The 22,073-nt window shown below is 71.4% G+C and carries 20 protein-coding genes and 2 pseudogenes; 9 read left to right on the top strand and 13 right to left on the bottom strand.

What is annotated here, in order from left to right; genetic code table 11:
- Positions 1–262: 262 nt before the first annotated feature.
- Together P3T27_RS20680 and P3T27_RS20675 are read left to right on the top strand one after the other, a co-directional pair.
- The gene (locus P3T27_RS20680; protein WP_280680571.1) at positions 263–835 is read left to right on the top strand and encodes a sigma-70 family RNA polymerase sigma factor; all 573 of its coding nucleotides are present in this window, start codon (positions 263–265) and stop codon (positions 833–835) included.
- Positions 832–1,518 (top strand): hypothetical protein, encoded by a 687-nt coding sequence (locus tag P3T27_RS20675; protein ID WP_280680570.1) that lies wholly within the window; start codon positions 832–834, stop codon positions 1,516–1,518. The genes P3T27_RS20680 and P3T27_RS20675 overlap by 4 nt, the downstream gene beginning before the upstream one ends.
- 96 nt (positions 1,519–1,614) lie before the next feature.
- Here P3T27_RS20675 and P3T27_RS20670 read toward each other — a convergent pair whose 3' ends face one another.
- The 5 genes from P3T27_RS20670 to P3T27_RS20650 all read right to left on the bottom strand — a co-directional run bounded on the left by P3T27_RS20670 (position 1,615) and on the right by P3T27_RS20650 (position 7,394).
- Positions 1,615–2,289: a GAP family protein gene (locus P3T27_RS20670; protein ID WP_280680569.1), complete on the bottom strand. Its 675-nt coding sequence runs from the start codon at positions 2,287–2,289 to the stop codon at positions 1,615–1,617.
- Between the two features lie 249 nt (positions 2,290–2,538).
- Positions 2,539–3,963: an argininosuccinate synthase gene (gene argG / locus P3T27_RS20665; protein WP_280680568.1), complete on the bottom strand. Its 1,425-nt coding sequence runs from the start codon at positions 3,961–3,963 to the stop codon at positions 2,539–2,541.
- Between the two features lie 358 nt (positions 3,964–4,321).
- The gene (locus P3T27_RS20660; RefSeq protein WP_280680567.1) at positions 4,322–4,852 is read right to left on the bottom strand and encodes a hypothetical protein; all 531 of its coding nucleotides are present in this window, start codon (positions 4,850–4,852) and stop codon (positions 4,322–4,324) included.
- Positions 4,853–4,967: 115 nt separating this feature from the next.
- Complete coding sequence (locus P3T27_RS20655) at positions 4,968–5,651, bottom strand: rhomboid-like protein (RefSeq protein WP_280680566.1); 684 nt, start codon at positions 5,649–5,651, stop codon at positions 4,968–4,970.
- A 72-nt stretch (positions 5,652–5,723) separates the two neighbouring features.
- On the bottom strand, positions 5,724–7,394 hold the full coding sequence (locus P3T27_RS20650; RefSeq protein ID WP_280680565.1) for a serine/threonine-protein kinase: 1,671 nt from the start codon (positions 7,392–7,394) through the stop codon (positions 5,724–5,726).
- 290 nt (positions 7,395–7,684) lie between these two features.
- On the opposite strand from P3T27_RS20650, the gene P3T27_RS20645 reads away from it, so the two are divergent.
- Positions 7,685–8,395 (top strand): rhomboid-like protein, encoded by a 711-nt coding sequence (locus tag P3T27_RS20645; RefSeq protein WP_280680564.1) that lies wholly within the window; start codon positions 7,685–7,687, stop codon positions 8,393–8,395.
- A gap of 4 nt (positions 8,396–8,399) precedes the next feature.
- On the opposite strand, the gene P3T27_RS20640 is transcribed toward P3T27_RS20645, so the two are convergent.
- The 3 genes from P3T27_RS20640 to P3T27_RS20630 form a co-directional block, all read right to left on the bottom strand.
- The gene (locus P3T27_RS20640) at positions 8,400–9,425 is read right to left on the bottom strand and encodes a YhjD/YihY/BrkB family envelope integrity protein (RefSeq protein WP_280680563.1); all 1,026 of its coding nucleotides are present in this window, start codon (positions 9,423–9,425) and stop codon (positions 8,400–8,402) included.
- 201 nt (positions 9,426–9,626) lie between these two features.
- Entirely contained in the window at positions 9,627–9,785 is a 159-nt protein-coding gene (locus P3T27_RS20635) for a hypothetical protein (RefSeq protein ID WP_280680562.1), read from the bottom strand.
- A gap of 446 nt (positions 9,786–10,231) precedes the next feature.
- A complete protein-coding gene (locus P3T27_RS20630) occupies positions 10,232–11,746 on the bottom strand; it encodes an MBL fold metallo-hydrolase (protein WP_280680561.1) in 1,515 nt (504 codons plus the stop codon).
- A 78-nt stretch (positions 11,747–11,824) separates the two neighbouring features.
- Between P3T27_RS20630 and P3T27_RS20625 the strand changes: the two genes are divergently transcribed.
- Complete coding sequence (locus P3T27_RS20625; protein ID WP_280680560.1) at positions 11,825–12,490, top strand: TetR/AcrR family transcriptional regulator; 666 nt, start codon at positions 11,825–11,827, stop codon at positions 12,488–12,490.
- Between the two features lie 501 nt (positions 12,491–12,991).
- Here the strand turns inward: P3T27_RS20625 and P3T27_RS20620 are convergent.
- Complete coding sequence (locus P3T27_RS20620; protein ID WP_280680559.1) at positions 12,992–13,744, bottom strand: helix-turn-helix domain-containing protein; 753 nt, start codon at positions 13,742–13,744, stop codon at positions 12,992–12,994.
- Positions 13,745–14,007: 263 nt separating this feature from the next.
- On the opposite strand from P3T27_RS20620, the gene P3T27_RS20615 reads away from it, so the two are divergent.
- Entirely contained in the window at positions 14,008–15,237 is a 1,230-nt protein-coding gene (locus P3T27_RS20615; protein ID WP_280680828.1) for a serine hydrolase domain-containing protein, read from the top strand.
- A gap of 274 nt (positions 15,238–15,511) precedes the next feature.
- Positions 15,512–15,679, top strand: a pseudogene (locus P3T27_RS20610) (GDP-mannose 4,6-dehydratase); the annotation flags it as partial.
- A gap of 184 nt (positions 15,680–15,863) precedes the next feature.
- On the opposite strand, the gene P3T27_RS20605 reads toward P3T27_RS20610, so the two are convergent.
- Positions 15,864–17,318 carry a multicopper oxidase family protein gene (locus tag P3T27_RS20605; protein ID WP_280680558.1) on the bottom strand — a complete coding sequence of 485 codons (1,455 nt, stop codon included), beginning with the start codon at positions 17,316–17,318 and terminating at the stop codon, positions 15,864–15,866.
- A gap of 468 nt (positions 17,319–17,786) precedes the next feature.
- A complete protein-coding gene (locus P3T27_RS20600; RefSeq protein WP_280680557.1) occupies positions 17,787–17,963 on the bottom strand; it encodes an SMI1/KNR4 family protein in 177 nt (58 codons plus the stop codon).
- A 448-nt stretch (positions 17,964–18,411) separates the two neighbouring features.
- Between P3T27_RS20600 and P3T27_RS20595 the strand changes: the two genes are divergently transcribed.
- Complete coding sequence (locus P3T27_RS20595) at positions 18,412–19,095, top strand: GNAT family protein (RefSeq protein ID WP_280680556.1); 684 nt, start codon at positions 18,412–18,414, stop codon at positions 19,093–19,095.
- Positions 19,096–19,239: 144 nt separating this feature from the next.
- Here the strand turns inward: P3T27_RS20595 and P3T27_RS20590 are convergent.
- Positions 19,240–19,590: pseudogene (locus tag P3T27_RS20590) on the bottom strand (DUF6009 family protein); the annotation flags it as partial.
- Between P3T27_RS20590 and P3T27_RS20585 the strand changes: the two are divergent.
- Positions 19,510–20,457 (top strand): hypothetical protein, encoded by a 948-nt coding sequence (locus tag P3T27_RS20585; protein WP_280680851.1) that lies wholly within the window; start codon positions 19,510–19,512, stop codon positions 20,455–20,457. The pseudogene P3T27_RS20590 and the gene P3T27_RS20585 sit on opposite strands and share 81 nt — an antisense overlap.
- Before the next feature lie 46 nt (positions 20,458–20,503).
- Here the strand turns inward: P3T27_RS20585 and P3T27_RS20580 are convergent, their stop codons facing one another.
- Positions 20,504–21,622: an NADAR family protein gene (locus tag P3T27_RS20580; protein WP_280680555.1), complete on the bottom strand. Its 1,119-nt coding sequence runs from the start codon at positions 21,620–21,622 to the stop codon at positions 20,504–20,506.
- Between the two features lie 261 nt (positions 21,623–21,883).
- Here P3T27_RS20580 and P3T27_RS20575 point away from each other — a divergent pair.
- Positions 21,884–22,073 (top strand): hypothetical protein (locus tag P3T27_RS20575; RefSeq protein ID WP_280680554.1); only part of this gene is annotated, 190 nt, incomplete at its 3' end.

Below are 22,073 nucleotides of genomic sequence, written 5' to 3'. Positions count from 1 at the left end.
GGCCCCGTGGTGGCGCCGGCCTTGTCAAGTCGGCGGTCCGCGACCTGTGATGTGGGTCACGTGCGGCTGGATTCCGGACGCCCGCCGTGGTCGAACCGGCAGGTCAGCGCCGCTGTTCGAAACTGAACGGAAGCGGTCGCCAATTGTCCGCCCGATCCGGTCAACAACCCGCGCCGCCCGGACGGTTACACCACGAGCCCCCAGGGGCCGTCGGCGTGCCACCCGGTGGGCCGGCCAGCTGACCCACGAAAGGGGGGCGCGTGTGCTGAACACCCCCGGGCCGGGCGAGGAGCGGGGCCTGCGGGCGGACCCGCTCGGCGACCTGCCGGCCGACTTCGAGGCCTTCTTCACTCGCGAGAACCCCGGCTACCTCCGGTACGCCCAGCAGCGTCTGCGACACCGCGAGGACGCGCAGGACGCCGTCCAGAACGCGGGTGCCACGCTCTACAAGAACTGGCGCCGCGCCCTGGCCAGCGCCGACCCGCAGGCCTTCGCGTTCAAGATCGTCAAGGACGCGGTGGTGGACCTCCTGCGCGAGCGCCGCCGCGCCGAACGCAAACGGCAGCGCGTCCTCGCGCAGCGCCGCCCTGACACCAGCCAGGACGAACTGGACCAGCTCGCCGAACTCGACGCCCTGGACTGGGCCATGGAGGAGCTCGCGCGCGCCGCACCGGTCCAGGCCGACGTCGTCCGGCTGCGCCAGGCGGGCCTGTCCTACCCGGACATCGGCCGCACCCTCGGCATCGCGCACACCACCGCCCGCACCTACTACAGCCTCGGGCGGCGCCACCTGGAGTACCTGCTGGAACAGCCGGATGACGGGCAGACGCCGTGAAGGTCACCGAACTGCTGCGGGCGGACGCCGCCCTGCTGGAGCGCGAGTTCCGCGACCACGACCCGGCGGCCTTCACCCGTCGGCTGGCCGAGCGGCTCGCCGCGGCCCGTCGGCCGGCTCCGCTCACCCGCGAACGGCCGGCCCGCCCGCCTGCCACCGCCCGTCCGCCGCACGCCTTCGGCGAGTCCCCGTGGGTCGGCGGCCGGGCCGAACTCCGGCGCGACCTGCGGCACTTGTGCGTCACCGTGGCGGGTGCGGTGGAACCAGGCGAACTGGCCCTGGACCTCGAACTCGCCGAGAAGACGGCCTTCCGGACCCTCGGCTGCCTGCTCTACGGCATGGGCCGGACCGCCGACGGCGTCTTCTGGTGGCGGATCGCGGCCCAGTACGGCGACCAACTGGCCGTGCACTGCCTGGCCGTCCACTACGCCTCCGAGGGCGAGGCCCGGGACGCGGCGCGCTGGGCCGCCCAGGCCCAGGACCTCAGTGCCCCCGGCCACCTGCCCGCGCTGGCCCCGGACACCGGGCCGGGCGGCGCCGCGCAGCTGGCGCGGGAGCTGGAGTGCTACGACGGCGAGATCCTGCTGACGCTCAGGGACGTGCTGGCGGTCCGGCCGGGGGCGGACGGCGGGCGGCTGGGCGTGCGGTCGGTGCGGGGGAGAGGGGTGGTGCGCATCCGGTGAGCGGGGCGGTCGGGAGCGGTGGCCGTCCGTCGGTGGAACTGCTCGGGCTCAGGTTCAGGCCCAGACTCAGGGTCGGGTTCGGGCTCACGGTCGGGCTCAGGCTCGGGTGAGCCCGGTGATGGCGTCGCCGACGTACTCGGCCCCGAGTACGGCCAGCACCGTGGTCGTGATCGCCGCATTGTGCGTGGCCATCCAGGCCTTCCACTCCCCGAGGGCCCGCGCCGAACGGCCCCCGCCGAGCAGGCGGACCCCGAGCGGCACCAGCGTGCACAGCGAGCCGACCAGCACCATCAGCGCGGCGGCCACCGCCTTGCCCCCGTCACCGCCCGTACTGGCGGCGATGGAGGCCGCGCCGCCGACGGCCAGTACCAGGTTCTTCGGGTCGGCCACGGCCAGCACCACCGCCAGAGCGGCGGACCTGCCCGGGGTGAGGCGGTCCACCGTCCGCATCCACGGCGGAGGCGCGGTGATGTGCCCCTCGCGCGGCCGGTCGCGCCACTGCCTCCCGGCCATCAGCACCAGCAGGACACCGAGCGCGAGCTTCAGCCAGGACGACCAGCTCGGCGTGGCGTCGCCCGCACCCGGCCCGCTGCCCGCCGCCACCACGACCGCCACCATCGCCGCCAGGCCGACGACCCAGCCGCAGGCGAAGGCGAGCCCGTTGGCCCGGCCACGCGGTGTGGCCAGGATCAGGATCACGGCGACCAGCGTGAGCGGGCTGATCGCGATACCCACCGCCGACGCCAGCATCGGACCGACCGCCTCGCCCATCCCCGCTCCCGCCTCCTCGCGGCGGCCCCCGCGTGTCCGGAGAAGGTGCCGCCCGGCGTGGCGCGCTCCGCTGAACGCACGCCCTCCCCATTCAGCGACGGCCGGGCCCGCCCCGCGCGGTCGACGCCGCCATGCGGGTGAGGCGGCCGCACTCCTGCGACCTGGGAACGACTCCTGCAACCCGGGAACGCCGGAGGGCCGCCGCACCACACCGGTGCGGCGGCCCTCCGACGTGGTCACGGCATCGGATCAGTCGTTGCCCGACTCGATCGCCGCGTTGTCGAGCGCGGTGGACTCCGCCGCGACCGCCTCGGCGCTGAGGCTGGCAGCCGCGATCGGCGCCGCCCCGCCCGGGGCCAGCTCGCCGATCAGGCCGCTCCACGGCGCCAGCTGGCCGTGCACCGCGTAGTGCTCCAGCTTGCTGCGGGAGTCGGCGATGTCGAGGTTGCGCATGGTCAGCTGGCCGATGCGGTCGTTCGGCACGAACGCGGCGTCGACGCTGCGCTCCATGGACAGCTTCTCGGGGTGGTAGCTGAGGTTCGGGCCCTGGGTGTCCAGCACCGAGTAGTCCTGGCCGCGCCGCAGCCGCAGCGTGACGCTGCCAGTGACCGGCTGGCCGACCCAGCGCTGCAGGCTGTCGCGGAGCATCAGCGCCTGTGGGTCGAACCAGCGGCCCTCGTAGAGCAGCCGGCCGAGCCGGCGGCCCTGGGTGTGGTAGGTCGCGACGGTGTCCTCGTTGTGGATCGCGTTGATCAGCCGCTCGTAGGCGGTGTGCAGCAGCGCCATGCCGGGCGCCTCGTAGATGCCGCGGCTCTTGGCCTCGATGATGCGGTTCTCGATCTGGTCCGACATGCCCAGGCCGTGGCGCCCGCCGATCCGGTTGGCCTCGTGCACCAGCTCGACCGCGTCGGCGAACTCCCGGCCGTTGATGCGGACCGGACGACCGAACTCGAACTCGATCGTCACGTCCTCGGTCCGGATCTCGACGGCCGGGTCCCAGAAGGCCACGCCCATGATCGGGCTGACGATCTCCATCGAGGTGTCCAGGTACTCCAGCCGCTTGGCCTCGTGGGTGGCGCCCCAGATGTTGGCGTCGGTGGAGTAGGCCTTCTCGGCGGAGTCGCGGTACGGCAGGTCGCGCTCGGACAGCCAGGCGGACATCTCCTTGCGGCCGCCGAGCTCGGCGACGAACGCCTGGTCCAGCCACGGCTTGTAGATCCGCAGGCTGGGGTTGGCGAGCAGGCCGTAGCGGTAGAACCGCTCGATGTCGTTGCCCTTGTAGGTGGAGCCGTCGCCCCAGATGGACACCTCGTCCTCATGCATCGCGCGGACCAGCAGGGTGCCGGTCACGGCGCGGCCGAGCGGGGTGGTGTTGAAGTACGTCTGCCCGGCGGAGCGGATGTGGAAGGCGCCGCAGGCGAGGGCGGCCAGGCCCTCCTCGACCAGTGCCGCCCGGCAGTCGACCAGGCGGGCCTGCTCGGCACCGTAGGCGCGGCCGCGGGCCGGGACGTCGGCGAGGTTCGGCTCGTCGTACTGGCCGATGTCGGCCGTGTAGGCGTACGGGACCGCGCCGTGCTCGCGCATCCACGCGACGGCGACGGAGGTGTCCAGTCCACCGGAGAATGCGATGCCGATCCGTTCACCGACCGGCAGCTTGCTCAAGACCTTCGACATGCATGCACCCTTGACCCGCGCGGCGGCGCGGGCTCCTGACTTAGCGACGTGTGAGGGGATTCGGCGTATCCGATGCCCGCACTCTGGCATAGATTTGCAGAGTACCGCAAGAGCATACGATCGTGTCGGTGGGGGCGGCGGCTGGCGTCGCCGCCCCCCGCCGCGGTCGATCGGCCGTAGGAGCCGTCAAGTGGCTTGCGTGGTCAGGGTGTTGGGCGGCCCGGCCGGTCGGGTCGAGGAGCTGGACGCCGTCGCGGGCTCCGGCGTGGAAGGGGCCGGCCCGGTATGGGGAACATGAGACGGCCGGGCCCCACCCCGGGAGTGTGCTGGGGTGGGGCCCGGCCGGGCAGTGGGGTCGTCAGGAGGCGCTGTCGGCGTCCGGCCCCTGGGCGCGCAGGCGGCGGACGTTCTCCAGCGACTCGCGCAGTTCGGTGAGCCAGGAGTCGGAGTGGCGCTGCACCAGCCGGACGCACCAGGCGAGCGCCTCGCTGCGGCTACGGGCGACGCCCGCCTCCACCAGGGTGTCGAGCACCTGCCGTTCGGGCTGGCGCAGCCGGGTCATGACGGGGGCGGAGACCGTGGTGAACATGCCCCGCAGGTCGCCGCACTCGGCGCCCCAGGAGACCTTGCGGCCGTATCGGCGCTCGGCCTCGCGGGCGACGGCGATCCGGGCGTCCCTGGTCCGGTCGCGGAACTCGGCGATCCGGCCCTCGAACGCCGCTTCGCGCTCGGCGTCCGGGGCCGTCCCGTCGAGAGCCGGTTCGGGAATGCGGCCGACGACGGTGATCTCCTCGCGGTCCGCGGTGATCTCGACGATTTCGGTGAACAGGTCGGCGGGGAGGCGGCCGGTGAACCACCCCCGGAGCTCTTCGGGCGAGGTTGTAATCATGTAATCAGCATTACTCGGCGTGGAAAGGATGGCAAGACCCCGGGGAGACCGGAGGATAAGGGGCGCCGGGCCGGCAGCGCAGGATGGCCGGCGTGCGGCCGTCAGCGCACGGCCGTCAGCGCACGGCGGAGCGCGGGCCCGGGGTGCGGGCACGGGCGCGCAGCCAGGCCGTCCGGGAGGCCAGCACGCCGAGGCCGAGCGCCACCAGGTGCCCGGCGTCGGCCAGTTGCTGGTCCAGCGCCCAGGCCAGGGCCAGCCCCGCCGCGAGCGCGGGCAGGCCGAACCGGCGCAGCGGGGCCGGGCCCAGGGCCAGCAGGCAGCCGGCGGTGGCGACCAGCCCGTAACTGATCCCGACGTCACGCGCCCGGGACAGCGCCCCCGGGATCCGGACGGTGAGCATCACCCACATGGCGCCCTCGGTGAGCAGAGTGGCTCCCAGGTGCCCGAAGACGAAGACCGCGCCGGCCCGGGCCGGCCCCCAACGCCACTCGGCCAGGCCCAGCGCCACGGCCACCGCCGCGATGCCCGCCCAGGCGGGCACCCCGTCGACCACCAGCCCGCTGGTGAACATCGTCCACCACTTGCCGACCTCCATGTGATGGACGTTGCTGCTGTTGTGCCGGACGAAACGGGCCCGCGCGGCGTGGCTCTGGCCGGCCAGCCAGCAGGCCGTCGCGGTCAGCAGCAGTACGTACACCGTGGTGAGCCGCAGCCGGGCCGCCGCGCGCAGCGCTGGGTGCCGGGCGGTGGTGCCGACGTCGATGCCCGCGGATGCGGTCGGTGCGCCGTGCTCCCTCATCGTGCCTGTCGCCCTCGCTGTGCGGTTCCCGGTGGTGCCGCCCGGTCGGCCCCGGCGGCCCGCCCCGGGCGGTCAGATCGCCAGCGTACGCCAGCCGCGGGTGATCTCCTCGCGGACGGCGCCCGGGTCCGGCGCCGGGACGCCCGGTGCCGGACGGGCCGTCAGCCGCTCCAGCAGCGCCGTACCGTCCGCCGGGCGTCCGGCCGGGTCGGCGCTCAGCGCGCGGATCACGACGGCGGCCAGCGCCGGGTCCAGGGCGTGCACCGCCGCCAGCGCGGCGGGCTCGGGGCCGGTGTCCACGATCCGCCGGATCACCGCGCCCGTGCTGGTCGCCGCGAAGGGGCTGGCGCCGTGCGCGGCGCAGACCACGCAGCACGCCCACGCCCAGACGTCCGCGGCCGTCCCGACCCGGTCCTCGCCGAACTGCTCCGGCGCCATGTAGGTCAGGGTGCCGGGACCGCCGCCGGTCATGGTGAGCCGGGTGCCGTCCACCAGCGCCGCGATGCCGAAGTCGAGCAGCCGCGGGCCCGCGGTGGTCAGCATGATGTTGGCCGGCTTGAGGTCCCGGTGGATCAGCCCCAGCCGGTGCACCCCCGACAGTGCGACGGTCAGTGCCAGCGCGAGGGCTCGCAGCGCCTCGGGGGAGCGGATCGGCCCCTGCTCGCGCAGGTACGCGTCCAGCGGACGGCCGTCCAGCAGTTCCATCGCCAGGTACGGCCGCCCGCCGTCCACCCCGCCGTCGAGCACCCGGGCGGTGTAGGCGCCGGGCACCATGGCCAGCACCTCCGCCTCGCGTTCGAAGCGGCGCAACAGCTCGGCGTTGTCCAGGAGTTCGAGGTTGATGGTCTTCAGTGCCACCTGCGTCGCCGCACCCTCGCGCCGGGCCAGGTACACGGTGCCCATCCCGCCGGAGCCGATCCGGCCGAGCAGCTGGTAGCCGCCGATGGTGCGCGGTTCGCCTGGGTGCAGCGGCTGGTGCGGGATCGCGCCGGTGGCGGCGAGCGGCACGACCGGCCCGGTGCGCAGCGGCGCGGCGGGCGCCGGGTCGGCCTGCGTCGGGACGTACGCCGGGGGCTGCTGCTGGTACGCGGCAGTCGGCGGGTACGGGGTGGGTTGCGCGGGTGTGAACGCGGGTGTGAACGCGGGTGGGGCCGGCGGTGCGGCCGGGACGGCGGGGCGGTGGCGTCCGCTGACCACGGTCGCGACGATCTGGAACACCAGGGCGGCCAGGATCAGGCCGACCGGCAGCACGAGCGCGCCGAGCACCGCGCGCAGGACGAACCCGCCGGCCAGCCGGAGCCGGGTCGAGCCGGACGACCACACCTCGGGCGGCATGCCGGCCCGCAGCAGACGGTGCTGGGTCAGGAACCAGAGCAGGAGCCAGAGCACCAGGACCGCGATCACCGCTACGAGGTAGTAGGTCTGCGCGACGCCGCGGCTCAGGTGCATGTCGAGGGCCAGATACCGGGAGTTGGCCGGGTCGATCGGCAACCGCAGGACGCGGGCGCCCACGATGTTCACGAAGGTCAGCAGCGCCATCAGCCCGCCGCCGCAGGCGAGCCCCACCGCGAGTTCGCCGAACAGCGACGCCAGGCCCTTCGGGCCGCCGCCGCCCTCCCGGGCCGCCAGCGCCCGCTGCCGGACGTCCAGGTGATAGCGCCGCAGCAGTGGCAGGCTCACCAGCCGCACCACCAGCGCCACGCCGATCACGACCGGTATGTCCACGCTGAGGATCGTGTTCACGCGTTCCGCCCTTCCCCCTGCTGTCGGCAGAGGGAGTATAGGCGGCCCGCGAGTTCGCCCGATTGCAGCAACGGGCCTGGCCGCGGCGGGCCGCAGCAGGTTGGTGGCACCCTTCGCCGAGGATGACCTCGACGTCGACCTCGCCGACGCCGTCGCCCACGCGATTGCCACCGACCGGCCCGAGCTGCCGCTGCCCGGCCCGTGAGCCCGCGATCACTCGAAGGGCGCAGCGCGTCGACGCGTCGGGGGACGCCCCGAGTGAGGGTGAAGGGAACGACGAGGAGGCGCCGATGACCGGTGGCATCACCAGCGCGACCGGAACGGACCGGCGCCCCTGGTGGGCACGCCTCGTCCTGGCCGTCTGGGCCTACGTCCGCCACGCGCCGGGCACCTACGTGTGGCTGGCGATCCTGCTCGCCACCACGCAGGTGATCCACCACGTCGACACCGCGACCGCCGACCGGATCCTGGAACGGCGCTCGACCAACCTGCACCACCTGCAGGTCTCACCGGTGCGCGTGCTGGTCACCAGCGCGCTGTGGATCGCGGGCGGCGGGTGGCTGAGCTACTTCGTGCTCTACAACCTCTTCCACGTGCCCGCCGAACGCTGGCTCGGCACCCTGCGCTGGATCTCGGTCGCGATGGCCGCGCACGTCGGCGCCACCTACCTCAGCGAGGGCGTCCTCGGCTGGGCGATCCACCGCGGCATCGCCCCGCCGAAGGCCGTCTACACCGTCGACTACGGCGTCAGCTACGCGCTCGCCGGAGTGATCGCCGTGCTGACCTACCTGATCGTGCGGCCGTGGCGGTACGCGTACGTGGCCGGTGTGCTGCTCTGTTACGGCCTGGGCGTCGCGCAGAGCCGGGACTACACCAGCATCGGCCACTTCAGCGCCGTGTTGATCGGCCTGGCCTGCTACCCGCTGACCCGGAGCCGCCCCGGCTCCTGGGACCCGGTCGCCACGGGCCGGCGCGTCCGGCGGCGGCTGCGTCGGGGGTGACGGGTCAGCGGGTGCTCGGATCGTCGGGGGTGGTTGTGCCTGGGGTGGTCGTGCTCGGGGTGGTTGTGCCTGGGGTGGTCGTGCTCGGGGTGGTCGTGCTCGGGGTGGTCGTGCCCGGGGTGGTCGTGCTCGGGTTGGTCGTGCTCGGCGCGGGCGAGTCTTTGGCGGGCGCTCCCAGGTAGGCGTTCAGCGGCGGTTCCTGGGCCAGCACCGCCCCGGCCGTGACGGAGAAGGTGACGGCGGCGCAGAACGCGATCAGCCAGGACAGGATCATCAGCACCGGGCCCAGCGAACCGTACTGGGCCAGCGCGCGGTTCAGCGCGTCCGGCATGTAGACACGGGCGGTCAGCGACATCGCGGTGGCCGCGGCGGCGGTCAGCAGCGCACCGGGCAGCAGCGGCAGCCAGCCGACCCGGGCGCTGAGCAGCAGGTGGGTGGTCCACCACCAGACGACGAGCGATGTGATGAAGGTGAGTGGCAGGCCGAGCCAGAAGCCGGTGCCGAAGCCGTCCCGCAGCGGGCCCTGGAAGAGCAGCACGGCCAGCCAGGCCACGACCCACAGCAGCCACCGCCACGCCGCCACCCGGGTGCGGGCCTTCGGCAGCCGCCACGCCCGCTCGCAGACCCGGGCCACCGCGCGGCTGCAACTGGTCGCCGACAGCAGCGCCATCAGGACGCCGATGAACCCGGTGGTCTGTCGCAGGTCGTCATTGCCGTACAACGACTGGTGCAACTGCTGGTCCGTGGCGCCGGAGACGCCGAAGAGCGAGCGGAGTGAGGCGACCAGTTGGTCCCGCACGCCGACCGGGGCGAACGCGCCCACCGCGAACAGCAGCGGCACGGAGGTCAGGAACACCTGGGCGGCCATCCGGGTGGCGGCGTCCAGCAGACCGGGGGAGAGCAGCCGGGCCGTCAGCTCGGTGATCACCGGGAAGCGCCGCTCGGCCTCGGCCCGCATCCGCTCCACCTGCCTGCGCCCCCGGGCCAGCCGCTCCCTCCAGCGGCCGGAGGCCTCCCGCACCGACCTCATCCCTCGGTCCTCCCGCAGCCGGGCCATGGCCCGACCCAGTCAAGGTGAGGCCGGCCCATCTCGCCACCGGGGGGCGGCGGGCCTGGTGCGGTTGGTCTGGTGCCTCCCGGGCTGCTGCCCCGTCCGCTCGTGCTGGGCGGGCAGGGCAGCAGCCGGTGGGACGGGGGTCAGTGGGACGGGGGCGCCGGACGTGGGACAGCGCTACCGGCCGACGGATTGGGCCAGGTAGCGGATGTTGCCCTCGCTGTCCTTGAACCAGGCGGCCCGCATGTCGTCGCGTTCGACGAGGCCGTTGACGGTCGTCAGCCCGGGGAAGTCGTACTCCTCGAACGTGATGCCGCAGTCGCGCAGGGCGGACATCTCGCCGTCGAGGTTCGAGACCTTGAAGCTGGCGAGGGTGTGGGCGGCCTGTCCGCCGCTGGGGGTGCGGTCGATGGTGAACCGGGTTCCGCCGCAGTCGCAGACCAGTTCCTCGTCGGTCTCCTCGGCGAGCTACGTTCGCGATGTGATCCACGTCTTCAACGAGCGGGGAGATTCGATGCGCTGGACCCACAATGGAGCGGAGGACCCCCGAAGGCGATCAGTGAGCGGGTGCGTGAGCACATCCGACTGATCGCTCGGACGTCCCCCGCCGACCCGGACATCACCGGCATCGCCACCTGGAGCCCGCCGGACCTCGCGGAGGCGCTGGACCCCACGCAGGCGCTGGGCCGCGCGGAGGTACCGCCGGATCGCCGATGCCTACGAAGGCACCCCGTCGGCACACCCGGTCCCCGCCGCAGCGGGCCGGCCGGCGCCGCCTTCGGTCACGCCGCGCTCGGCGGCTCGGTGAGCCATCCGTCGAGGGGGACCTGGCAGGAGTTGAGGATGCCGGCGACCAGCGTGTAGGTGCCGACCAGCGCCAGCAGTTCCAGCAGTTGCGGCGTGGAGTGGCGCGCGGCCAGCGCCTGCCAGGTGGCCGGGGACAGCGTGTGCTCCGTGCACAGTTCGTCGACGGCCCGCAGCAGCGCCCGGTCGGCCTCGTCCCAGTCGGGGTGGTCCGGTCCGCCCGCGACGCCGGCGATCTCGGGCCCGGTCACCCCGACGGCGGCGGCGAGGCGGGCATGGTGCTCCCACTCATACGTCGAGCCGGTTCGGTGAGCGGTCCGAAGGATGACGAGTTCCCGTTCGCGGGGCGGGATCAGCCCCTGGGCGAGCTGGGTCAGCAGGGGCGCCAGGGCGACCAGCAGGTCGGGATGGTTGCCGATGGTCGCCAGGACGTTGAGCACCGGGCGGCCGGCCAGCGGACCGGCGCCACCCGCGAGTACCTGCGCGGCGGGGCCCTCCAGCCGCGCGGCCAGGGCGGCGATCTCGGCTGCGGGCCGAGGCGTCACCCGGGGGGCCGCCTCGCCCGGGTGCGGCGTGGCGTAGTGGTCGAGGCAGCCCATCAAGTCCACCTCCCCAGGGGTGCCGTCGCCGTTGAGCCCGCGGTAGACGGCGCCGATGTTGAGCACCAGGCGTTCGGGGTCGGCCCAGTCGGCGAAGCCGTCCAGGTCCATCTCCCGGGCGGCCTGCAGCACGGGTGTGCCCGCCCGGTGTGCGCGTACGGCGTGGTCGTGGACGCGCTCCAGGTAGTCGCGGAAGAGACGGACCTCGGGCTTGCCGACGACCGGGCCGTGCCCGGGCACGATCGCCTCGACGTCCAGCCCCAGGATGAGGTCGCAGGCGGCGATCCAGTTCTCCACCGGGCCGCTGTGGATCACCGGGTGGCCGCCGACGAACAGGATGTCCCCGGCGAACAGGACGGCGGCGTCCGGCACATGGACGAGCAGGTCCCCGGAGGTGTGCGCCGGACCGACCTCGATCAGCCGGACGGTGCGGCCGCCCACCGCGACCTCCAGTTCGCCGCCGAAGGTGCGGGTCGGCAGCGTCGGGGTGATGCCGGCGAAGTCGAAGGTCCGCAGCATCTCCTCGGCGACCCGCGGGAGCGGGACCTCGCCCGGCGCGGCGAACAACTCGTGGAGGTGGTCGCCTCGCATGGCGGCCGCGGCGGCCTCGGTGGCGACGATCGTGGCATCGGGGAGCAGCTGGTTTCCCCACCAGTGGTCGCCGTCGGCGTGGCTGTTGACCAGGGTGCCGATCGTGAGCCCGGGCAGGGCCCGAGTCATCGCGGCCAGCATGGCGCGGGTCTGCGGCACGGTGAACAGGGTGTCGACGAGCAGCGCTTCCGCGCCGGAGACGATCAGTCCGGCGTTGCTGAAGCCCCAGGAGCCGTTGGGCTGCAGATAGGCATAGGTGTCTGCGGCGATCTCGTGCAGACCGAGCGTGTAGGGGACGGCCATCGTTGGACCTCCTCGCTTGATGTACTTGAGTGCCAATATGTACTCAAGTACGGATCTGGATTCAAGTACACTCGCGGGGTGAGATCGACAACGCCGCAGGAACCGGCCGCTCGGCAGAACCGGCAGGACCGGCGCGGACAGCGCCGCAACGCGACACGGGACCGGCTGCTGACCGCGGCCCTGGACCTGTTCGCCACCCAGGGGTACGCGACCACCACGTACGACCACATCGCCGAGCGCGCCGACGTGGGACGCCAGACGGCGTTCAACCACTTCCGCCGCAAGGAGGACTTCGTGACCGCCTGGGTCCAGCAGCGGCACGACCTGGTGGACCGGCAGGACGAGACCGACGCGTCCGACAGTCGCTCCGCCGTCGAGGTCCTGGCCGGCGAGCTACGCGTGCTCGCGGAACTCAACGAGCGGGACTACGCGCTGGCCAAGGAACTCCACGACAGCGGCGTCCTGCACTCCGCCTTCGCCCTGGGCGCCGCCACGCCGCGCGCGCTCCTCGCCGCCGTCACCCGCGGCCAGCAGCGCGGCGAGATCCGCCCCGACCTCGACCCGGGAACCGTCGCCGACATGATCTTCGACGGCTACGTCACGGCCCTGAGCCGCTGGCTGCGCACCGACGGCGGCCACCCGCTCGCCGAGTCCCTGCTCACCAGGCTCACCGTCCTTGTCACCGGCTTCGCGCCCGGCGACACCACCCTCCCCACTGCCGCAACCGGACCGCGGAACCCGTAGGGCCGCGCGGGAAGACACCCGCATCCCACCACGGCCGCCGACCCGGCGCCGGCCCCGAGATCCACGCGGAGCAGCAGACGGGGACCCTATTCCAGCGAGCCGAGCCGGACGGCCCGCATGATCTCCCGGAAGTGCGCGCCAAGGAGAGTCGAGAGAAGTCGGGAAGGTTCGGGCGGCTGGCTGCGCTGTCACGCGAGCACCACCGGTCTGGGCGACGCTTCGAGTTTGCGCTCTGACCTGCAGGGATGTCTCATGCGGCGTCGCGCCGAGGCTCTGCGGTGGGCGTCGGACGGTCGGCCGCAGTCAGCGCAAAGGGACCGCAGAAGGTCCCGCCGGCACTTTCACGGCTGGGCGATGCCGAGAACGCGTGAGTCTCGCGTTTGCGCTCGTAAGGCAGAGTCTGCTCGTACTTGTGCTGACCTCTTGCTGACCGCATCTGAGGGCACGTCAGGCATCCGAGCCTGGCCGCAGTGAGCGACCGAATCCCGCCACCCCTCGTCGTCATCGATCCCTCTGACCCGTACTCGCTCTGCCACCCGCACGGCTCCGAGTGGCCGTGCGCTGCCGCCATTGGTCCATCGCCTGCTGGAGGGCCTCGCTCATGATCAGGAGGAACTCCGCGGAGGAGCTGAAGCGGCCGCCGGCCCGGGTGGTGGTGCCGAGGACCTCCGCCCCGCGCTGCGATGCGGCGATCAGGGCATCGTTCATCTGCATCGCGGCCAGGGTGGAGCGGAGCCAGATGTCATCGTCGATGACGTAGCGCTCGCGGCGTTCGCCGGGAGTCCGTTCGCGCCTGACGATTCCCTGCTGTTCGAGGAAGTTGACGGCGTGCGAGACGGACGCGGGGCTGACGCGGAGGCTCTGGACCAGGTCCGCGGCGGTGAGGGCGCCGCAATCGGTGACGTACAGGCAGACCAGCGCCCTGGCCGCCATCCTGGGCAGCCCCTGCTGTTCGAGGAGGACTGTGAAGAACTCCGTGAACTCCCGGACCTCTTGGGGGTCGCGCCCGTGGTCGCTGTGGGGAACTGCCGGCGCCGGGGGCTGGTCCGGCTTCCGGCGGCGCGCACGCTGCTGCGTGGCTTCCTGTGCTCGGTTTGCCCGATAGCCCTCGGGCCCGCCGTTGCGGGTGACCTCCCGCATGACGGTTGAGGCGGGCCGCCCCAGGCGTCGGCCGATCTCGGTGTAGCCGAGCCCCTCGGCCAGTCCATCGGCAATGAGCCGGCGGTCCTCGCCGGTGAGTCTGTCTCCAGGCATCGATGCTCTCGCCCCTCTGTCGGCCTGCGCGGGGCCCGATGTCCGCACGCTTCCGCTCCGCAGTATGCATTCACTCGCAACTCATTGCAATGCAAGCCTTGATCGTCCATTGCATTCAGCGCCAAGCTCATTGCAATATCAAGGCAATGTCTCTTCCCTGCAGGCCAATGCAGCTATCTGTTCTCGTTGACTGATCTGTGAACGCAATGTAGCTTCGTGGTTGTTCAGTAGTTCCCGAACACTCATGCAGGGGGAGATTCATGATGGGGAAGAGCGGCGGCGGCTTGTCCGAAGCAGGGCTGCGCAGGATGCGCGACGTGCTGGCGCGGCACGTCGAGTCCGGGAAGATCCCCGGGCTCGTCGCGCTGGTCGGCCGAGGCGACGAGACGCACGTCGAAGCGATCGGGACGATGAGTCGCGACGGCGGCGCGACGATGCGCCGGGACACGATCTTCCGGATGGCTTCGACGTCCAAGCCGGTCACGATGGCGGCGGCGATGGTCCTGCTGGACGAGTGCAGGCTTCGGCTGGACGACCTGGTGGAGCAGTGGCTACCGGAACTCGCCGATCGGCGGGTGCTGAAGCGGATCGACGGCCCGCTGGACGACACGGTGCCGGCGAAGCGGCCGATCACCGTGCGGGACGTGCTGACCTCCACCTTCGGGCTCGGCATGGACATGACGGCGCTGGGTACCCCGATCATGAACGCGGTCTTCGAGCGGGGGCTCACACCCGATCTGCCGGTGCCGATGCCCGAGCCGGACGAGTGGATGCGCCGCCTCGGCACGCTTCCGCTGATGCACCAGCCCGGAGAGAGCTGGCAGTACCACCTCGCCAGTGACCTCCTCGGCGTGCTCGTCGCCAGGGTCACCGGCCAGCCCTTCGAGACCTTCCTGCGCGAGCGCGTCTTCGACCCGTTGGGCATGAAGGACACCGGCTTCCACGTCCCAGCCGGCAAGATCGACCGCCTGCCTCCCCTCTACGCCCCGAACCCGCAGACCGGGGAGTTCACCGTCTGGGACGAGCCGGCGGACGGACGCTGGAGCAAGCCTCCGGCGTTCCAGGGCGGCGGAGGCGGGCTGGCCTCCACCGTCGACGACTACCACGCCTACTTCCGCATGCTGCTGAACCGCGGAACGCACGGCAGCGAGCGGATCCTGTCCCGGTCCGCCGTCCAGCTGATGACCACCAACCGCCTCACGCCCGAGCAGACCGCCGCCCGTACAGCGCTGGCCCGCGACAACGTCCACCTCTCGTACGGCCAAGGGCAGCACGGTGGTTGGGGCTTCGGGATGGCGGTGCGCACCTACCGCGGCGACTACGCCCCCGTCGGCCAGTTCGGCTGGGACGGCGGGAGCGGCACCTCGACCTACGCCGACCCGGACAATCAGCTCACCGGAATCCTGCTCACCCAGGTCGGGATGTCCGTCCCGAACGCGGCGCGGTTGATCCACGATTTCTGGACCACGCTCTACCAGGCGATCGACGACTGACACCGGCCTGGGCCGTCCCAGCACGTCGCGCTCAGCCGCGACACCGTGTGGCCGACCCCGGCAGCCGAACCGAGGACGGTCCCGCAAGGTTCGGGCTCCACCTCGGAGAGCTGTCTGCCTGTTCGGCGTGACGGCCTTACACTTCCTCGGCCCTGTGCCGATCCGACGGGGGACCGGGCGGCGTGCGCCGGAAGTCTCGCAAATTCCTTAGCCCCTCCTCTGGTTCGCTGGCCGTGCCGAGAGCGCTCCGCGAGCAGTGGCTGAAGGGGAACGGATGTCCAAGCGTGCACTGATCACCGGGGTGACCGGCCAGGACGGGTCTTACCTGGCCGAGCACCTGATCTCCCTGGAATACGAGGTCTGGGGCCTGACCAGGGGGCAGGCCAACCCGCGGAAGGACCGGGTCAGCCGGCTGATCCCGGACCTACGGTTCGTCGACGGCCAGGTAGGCCAGTGCGCCGCCCCTGCCTGCGGCGCACTCAGGGGCCAGATCGCTGGCCTCCGGTGTGAACTGGGCGAATCACTGCATGGAGCGAGCATGACCGCACGTCACCACCGGAAGTGAGCCAGCGCCGTTTACGGGACAGAGTCGTTCTTTGCACAGGCCCCACGGAAGAGTCAACGCGTCACTGGACGATCTCCAGTACGGCCATCATGCCCGCGTCCTCGTGGTTGAGGATGTGGCAGTGCAGGACGGTCTTGCCGGTGTAGTCCTTGAAGTGCATCCGGATGACGAACTCGCCCTTGGCGGGGACGCTCGCAACGTCCTGCAAGCCGTGGCCCTCGTGCGGAAGGCCGTTGATGCTCATCAGCTGGAAGTGGTTGGTGTGTACGTGGAAGGAGTGCTCCTCGTTGCTGTCGTTACGAATGGTCCATTCCTCGACCGTGTTCAGCTTGGCCTGGATGTCCACCCGGTTCATGTCGAACTGCTTGCCATTGATGTAGAACTTGGTGCCGTCGTTGTTCTCGGAGAACACGATGGTGCGCCGCGCGGCGACCGGCGCCTGGCTCAAGTCCACTGTCGGCGCGAAGGGCGAGGTGGGCAGCGCCGTCGCCGGCGTGGAAGGTCTCTCGGAGACCAGGGTGGCCAGGGTCGCCTGCGGGAAGGAGTTGCCAGCCGGTCCGGTGTTGTACGCGAGCGTCTGCAGCTGAGAGCGGCCGGGCGGACCGCCTTGCACAAGGACATCGAATCGGGCGCCGGCTGCGAGGAGGAGCGAGTCGGCCGTCCAGATCCGGTCGACGGGGGTGCCGTCGTGGGCGATCACATGGAACTGCTGTCCTTGCAGTTGAACGTTGTAGTAGATGTTGGCGCTGATGTTGGCCAGCCGCCAGAGCTGGGTCTCACCCGGCCGGATGGAGATGGTCGGGTTCAGCTGGCCGTTGACGGTGCGGTTGGTGGTCCCGCCGATGTGCAGGCCCTGGGTCTTGACGGAGTCGCCCTCGACTTGGAAGTCCTTGAGACCGATGACGTGCTCGGTGATGTTTTGCAGGTTCGCCGGAAGGTACTGCTGGAGCCCCTCGACGATCAGGATGCCTGACAGGCCCCCGGAGACCTGCGGCGCGGAGATGGGGTCCGCGTGTGAGTGGTACCAGTAGGTGCCGGCCCGCAGCGTGGTCGGGAACTGGTACGAGTAGTCGAACGTCTGACCTGGATTGATTTGGATGAAGATGTTGTCGGCGTTTCCGCTCGGCGACACATGGAGCCCGTGGACATGCAGGTTGGTGACCTGGTTCAGCGTGTTCCGCATGGTCACGTCCAGCTTGTCCCCCGGATGGATCCGCAGCGTCGGTGGCATGTAGCTGCCGTTGTAGGTGAGAGCCCACAGCTTGTGGCCGCCCAGGTCCACCTGCTGCCTCTCCACGGCGAGTTCCACCCGCAGTACCCCGTCGTGGCTCACCATCTGCGCCGGTTCCTGCAACGGGGAACCCTCCGCAAACGACAGCGACTGCGACGAAGAGGGCGACTGCGAAGAAGAGGGCGACTGTGAAGCCGCTCGGCCACCGATGCAGCCGCTCACCAGGGTGGCGAGGGCAACGACCAGGGCAGTGACAAGGAAGGAAGCCTTGTAACGGGAACGCATGACACCTCCGCCTATGGGCACCCACGCCACGCGTAGCTCACTCTCAGTAAGTACCCGGCTGAAGCAGTCTGCGACCCGGGTGGGCCGTTCGTACGACAAGGCCCCCTTGTCTTCTTGGTGGCCCTGAAACGGGGGCTCCTGGCCTCCGGACCCGGTCTGGCTGTTGCCCCCTGTCGAAGGTATGACCTGGGGGTGGTGTCACCGCGGCCCGGAGCACCGTATGACCGCTGATGAGAGGCCTGACCGGCACCCGGCCGAGCGCAATGCCCGGCCACTTGCAGGTGCCGGGTCTGCGTAACCAGGATCCCAGTTGCGGCCGCGGGCCACGAGAGGGGCCCGGCAGGCCGCCGCCCCGCCACTGAGCACGTTCCGGTGTACCGGGCTGGGTATCGGGACGGGACATGTACCTCGACAGTCACTGCCGGGACGGGGAGATCGAGGGGTACAGCGCCTGGCGGATCGTTTCGGCTACAGCTGATACCAGTCGTCTCCTCCGACGCGCAGCGAACGGCCGAGGTAGTCGCGCAGGTTGTTGGCCACCCACCTGCGGCTGTCGCTCTCGTGCTCCCAGACGAACACGTCCGGGCGCTGCGGCTTCTGCACGAAGGCGAACTGGTCACCGCCCCCGTTGTCGCCGAAGAACATGAGGGCATCGAACGGAGAGCAGCGCCCGCGACAGCGCCGGCGACTGGCGCCGGCTCCCGATCCCCCACGGACGCGGTCTGGTCGAGTACGTCATCGACGCGCACAGCCACCTCGTACGCCTCACCCGCATCATCCCCCTCTGACGAGCCACCGCCCCGCTGCCCGCTTCGGCATCAGGCCCACAACCCCGCAGACAGCCTCAAGCACGACGCCGGAAGCAGCAGGCCCGCCGCCCCGGGAACGGGGAAGCGGGCCACCAACGCACGGTCAGGCCTGGAACTCGGCGCTCTTCGGCTGTCCCGGGTTCCTCCGGGCGCGGTCCCTGACGGGCCCAGCCCGGGAGGGCCCGGCTTCTTGTCCAAGGAGCGGAGGGGCGACCTGAGCCCTCAGCTTGTCCGAGCCCTGGACATCAGATGACCGCAGCTGCCGTCGTCTTCAACAATGGCGCATGTTGATTGATCACTGGCCGTTGCTGGGCCTGAGCCTGAACACTCCCCGCCTGGAACTTCGGCTGCCCACCGACAGCGAGTTGGCCGACCTGGCCAGCCTGGCGGCAGAGGGCGTCCGTGAGCCGGACCGCATGCCCTTCCTCGTGCCGTGGACCGACCTTCCTCCGGCGGAACGGGCGCGCTCGGTAGTGCAGCACCACTGGTTGCGCCGGGGGAACTGGGCCCCGGACAACTGGGCCCTGAACCTGGCCGTCTTCGAGAACGGCCGGGTCGTCGGCCTGCAGACCATCGCCGCCCGCGACTTCGCCGTACTGCGGGAGGTCACGACCGCCTCATGGCTCGGTGCACGGCATCAGCGGCAAGGGATCGGCACTGAGATGCGCGCCGCCGTCCTGCACCTGGCCTTCGCAGGCCTGGACGCGCTGGAGGCGACGTCGGGAGCCTTCGAGGACAACGCCTCCTCGTTCGCCGTGTCCCAGAAGCGCGGCTATGAGTTCGACGGTATCGACCGTCATGTGGTCCGTGGCCGGCCTGTGACGAACAGGCGGCTGCGACTGACGCGTGACCGCTGGGAGACGCATGCGCGCGTGCCCGTCTCGGTCAGCGGGCTGGTGCCCTGCCTGTCGATGTTCGGACTGCCGAACCAGAGCGATTCGGATCATCAACGGTCGGTTGACCGCTGACAGACATCCCTGTGCATCACGGTCAGGAGCGGCTCGGCATCCTGTTGCGGGGCCGACTTTGACTGCGAGACGTCGGTCACGAGCGGGAGCGTAGCGGTGCGGTGTGCTTCGGTGCCGCGTCGGCGTCAACCGGGTGTTGGGGCGTCAGGCTTTCGGGAGCGTTGTTCCGAGTTCGAGCATGGCGGGTGAGGCTGGGCCGCCTTCGGAGCACTCGGTCTTGTAGCCCTTGACGCCCGGGGCGACGGTGCGCGGGTCGACGGCTTCGGAGGGGACGCCGGTGGAGTAGAGGCCCTCGGGGTCCTGGTCGCGGTCGTGCGGCAGGAGCCAGAAGACACGGCGGCGGAAGGTGCCGGAGGCCCGCGAGGACCTGGCGTCGGGGCCGAGGATCGCGTAGCCGACCATGCGGCCGTCGCGGTGGCAGACAGGGCGGCTGCGGCGGGTGGTGAGGCGGTCGAGGGACCGGCGGACGTAGTCGAGGTCGGTGGTGTCCTCGAGCCGGCCGCGGACACGCCCGCCGACGCTCTGGCCGAGCTGCTGACCGCCATCAGCCGCCGCCAGCACGAACACCGCGCGCAGACCGCCCGCCGCCTGACCGCCGTCCTGGACGGCGGCCTGCTGTCCGACGAACTGACCCAGCTCGCCCGGTACTACCGGGCCAAGGCCGACAAAGACCTCGACCGCACCGCCGATGCCCTCCGCGGCATGCACCACGTCGCCGCCGCGGGCGGCCGCCTCGCCCCGCAGGCACAGCGCGGCATCGCCAACCTCGCCCGCATCCACGGCGACTTCCCCGGCGCGCTGGCCGCAGCCTCCGCGCTGACGTGGAAGAGCCGCCGGCACCGTGTCCGGGGCGACATCCTGTGGCCGCGGGGAGACTTCGCCGCGGCCGCCCAGGCCCTCCGCGATGGGCGGGCCGAGGCCGAGCAGCACGGCGCGCCCGGTGAGCGGGCCATCGCGCAGACCCGCCTGGCCCTGGTCACCGCGTTCGCCGACCCGGACCGAGCTGACGAGGAGATCGCCCTCGCCCGCCAGTACCTGGAGCCGCTCGACCAGCGCGCGACCGTGCTGCTCGCCCACGGGGCCGCCCTGGTCGGCGACGCCGGCACCGATGACCGCGAGATCACCGACCGCGCCACCGTTCTGCGCACCCAGATCGACGTCGCCGGCCTGCCCTGGCTCATCCCGCTGCTGGAGACCGCTCTCGCCTTCCACCACGCCGTCCGCGACGCCGAGGGCGACCTGACCGCCACCATCGCCCGCACCGCCTGCTCCAAGCGATGCCATGCGAGAGCCACCCGCACACGGGAAGCCGAGCTCGCCCTCTGCGAGAACCCCAACGCCGTCGAGGACGAAGCCCCCTGAGCGCTTGATGCCGTTGGGGTTCTCGAGAGTCACTCGCCTGGTCCGGTCACAGCTCCGGGATCTCCGTCCGCCGCGCATGCAGCTCGGAGCGGACCAGTTCGAGCAGACGCCCTGTCCAGTTGCGCCCTCGGCCAGCGTTGTCGCCCCAGAAGGCCGACTCCATGTCGTCGTAGATCACGGTGGCGTCTTCTGTCGACAGCAGGATCTCGGCCAGCTCGGGGTGCTGGTCGTACTTGGCGCGCAGTAGGCGCGTCATGACGGCGGTCCGGACATGCTCCCAGCCCTCGCGGCGAGGCGCCTCGGCCGCGAGGGTGCGCGCCGCGGAGGCGGTTTCCGCCGTCGCGATCGCGCCCCGGACCTCGGGCTGAGCAACCGACAGAGCCCAGTAGGCATGGGCAACGGAGGGGTAGCTGGCCTCCCCCATGGTGATCGGGGCGGGGTAGTCGTTGCGCAGGCCGACCGTGCCGGGATCGTCCACCGGCTCCTTCGGAAACGTCTGGTAGACGTGCACCGCCGGAGCATGGGACGCCACCGGTCCGTCCGCGGGGACGCGCTTGGCCCGCTCGGCCCTCCAGCGGGCCCGCTCCTCGAAGTATGCGAGGGCACCGTCGTAGTCCTTCTGCGTGACCGTTCCGTCGAACGACAGGTAGGTCTGGCCTCCGGGCCCTGCCACCAACACCCGCAGTGGCCAGTCCTTGCGGTCCATGTCGCCCAGCGCGTAGCGGCGCTGCGATTCCGGGATCGCGAGGAATGCGGCGTGGGCAGCGGCCCGGTTCTCCTCGGTCCGGTCAGCGAGGAAGGCGTCGACGGCGGCCAGGCAGCGGCCGGTCGAGTCGGGCCGCCCGTTCAGCTGGTCGATGGTGTCGCGGACTTCGGCGAGCAGCAGCTCAGGGGTCTGCCAGCTCCGCGGCTCGCTGAACTTCCAGTGCGCCAGACCGTGCACGGACGCCTCCGCGCCCTCCGGGAGGCTAGTGGCCACCCAGCCGGTGCGCAGATTCTCCTCGAACTCCTCGATGGTGACCAGGCCCCAGCAGTCGATGAGCCCGTCGGCGTAGATGAAGAGGTCGGTGAGGAAGTAGCGGCCGTTGCGGATGAAGGCGTGCCGCCAGGTTCCGGGTATGCGGACGCCGTCCGCGGTGCGATGGGTGATCCGGTTGCCGATCATCCTGAGATTGTGTCGCAGCGAACGCTCAGTCGACCTCGGTTTTTCCTCCGGGTCGGCTGAACCGCCCACCTCAAGGCCCCAGCCATCGTCGGGTACTGAACCCGGCGGTCAAACTCCGGTGAGACAACCGGCAACCAGTCAAACTCCGCTGAGACTGGTGAAACTTCGCTGCGACGGGTCACATCCGAGAAGCCCAGTGGCCTCCGAGCGATCTGGGCCAACACCCTGGAGCCGGCAGCTCCACTGCCCTGGTACCGCACGATGCCCCGCACAGACTGGGTCGCGGGTGTGGTGGTCGTCGCCTTGTTCACTGCCCTGGCCGTGGCTGCCGTGACCGGCGCAGGGGCCCCGCCTGGGCGCCGGATCGTCCTGGCGGACCGGATCGGCGACCAGGAGCGGATGCCGGACGACGGGGTGGTCGCGGCCGAACGTGGCCACCTGCAGAAGAACC

It is taken from the genome of Kitasatospora sp. MAA19 (assembly GCF_029894125.1).
GTDB lineage: Bacteria > Actinomycetota > Actinomycetes > Streptomycetales > Streptomycetaceae > Kitasatospora.
Note: the sequence above shows the minus strand (reverse complement) of the source record. Positions and strands in the feature narration are given on the sequence as shown.

Bases quoted from the DNA above. Each gene is read 5' to 3' on its own strand.
- P3T27_RS20670 (WP_280680569.1), bottom strand. From the start codon at position 2,289: ATGGGCGAGGCGGTCGGTCCGATGCTGGCGTCGGCGGTGGGTATCGCG.
- P3T27_RS20580 (WP_280680555.1), bottom strand. From the start codon at position 21,622: ATGATCGGCAACCGGATCACCCATCGCACCGCGGACGGCGTCCGCATA.
- P3T27_RS20615 (WP_280680828.1), top strand. From the start codon at position 14,008: ATGGGGAAGAGCGGCGGCGGCTTGTCCGAAGCAGGGCTGCGCAGGATG.
- P3T27_RS20660 (WP_280680567.1), bottom strand. From the start codon at position 4,852: ATGATTACAACCTCGCCCGAAGAGCTCCGGGGGTGGTTCACCGGCCGC.
- P3T27_RS20635 (WP_280680562.1), bottom strand. From the start codon at position 9,785: ATGTCCGCCCTGCGCGACTGCGGCATCACGTTCGAGGAGTACGACTTC.
- argG (WP_280680568.1), bottom strand. From the start codon at position 3,963: ATGTCGAAGGTCTTGAGCAAGCTGCCGGTCGGTGAACGGATCGGCATC.
- P3T27_RS20640 (WP_280680563.1), bottom strand. From the start codon at position 9,425: ATGAGGTCGGTGCGGGAGGCCTCCGGCCGCTGGAGGGAGCGGCTGGCC.
- P3T27_RS20605 (WP_280680558.1), bottom strand. From the start codon at position 17,318: ATGCGTTCCCGTTACAAGGCTTCCTTCCTTGTCACTGCCCTGGTCGTT.
- P3T27_RS20595 (WP_280680556.1), top strand. From the start codon at position 18,412: ATGTTGATTGATCACTGGCCGTTGCTGGGCCTGAGCCTGAACACTCCC.
- P3T27_RS20620 (WP_280680559.1), bottom strand. From the start codon at position 13,744: ATGCCTGGAGACAGACTCACCGGCGAGGACCGCCGGCTCATTGCCGAT.
- P3T27_RS20655 (WP_280680566.1), bottom strand. From the start codon at position 5,651: ATGAGGGAGCACGGCGCACCGACCGCATCCGCGGGCATCGACGTCGGC.
- P3T27_RS20630 (WP_280680561.1), bottom strand. From the start codon at position 11,746: ATGGCCGTCCCCTACACGCTCGGTCTGCACGAGATCGCCGCAGACACC.
- P3T27_RS20645 (WP_280680564.1), top strand. From the start codon at position 7,685: ATGACCGGTGGCATCACCAGCGCGACCGGAACGGACCGGCGCCCCTGG.
- P3T27_RS20600 (WP_280680557.1), bottom strand. From the start codon at position 17,963: ATGTTCTTCGGCGACAACGGGGGCGGTGACCAGTTCGCCTTCGTGCAG.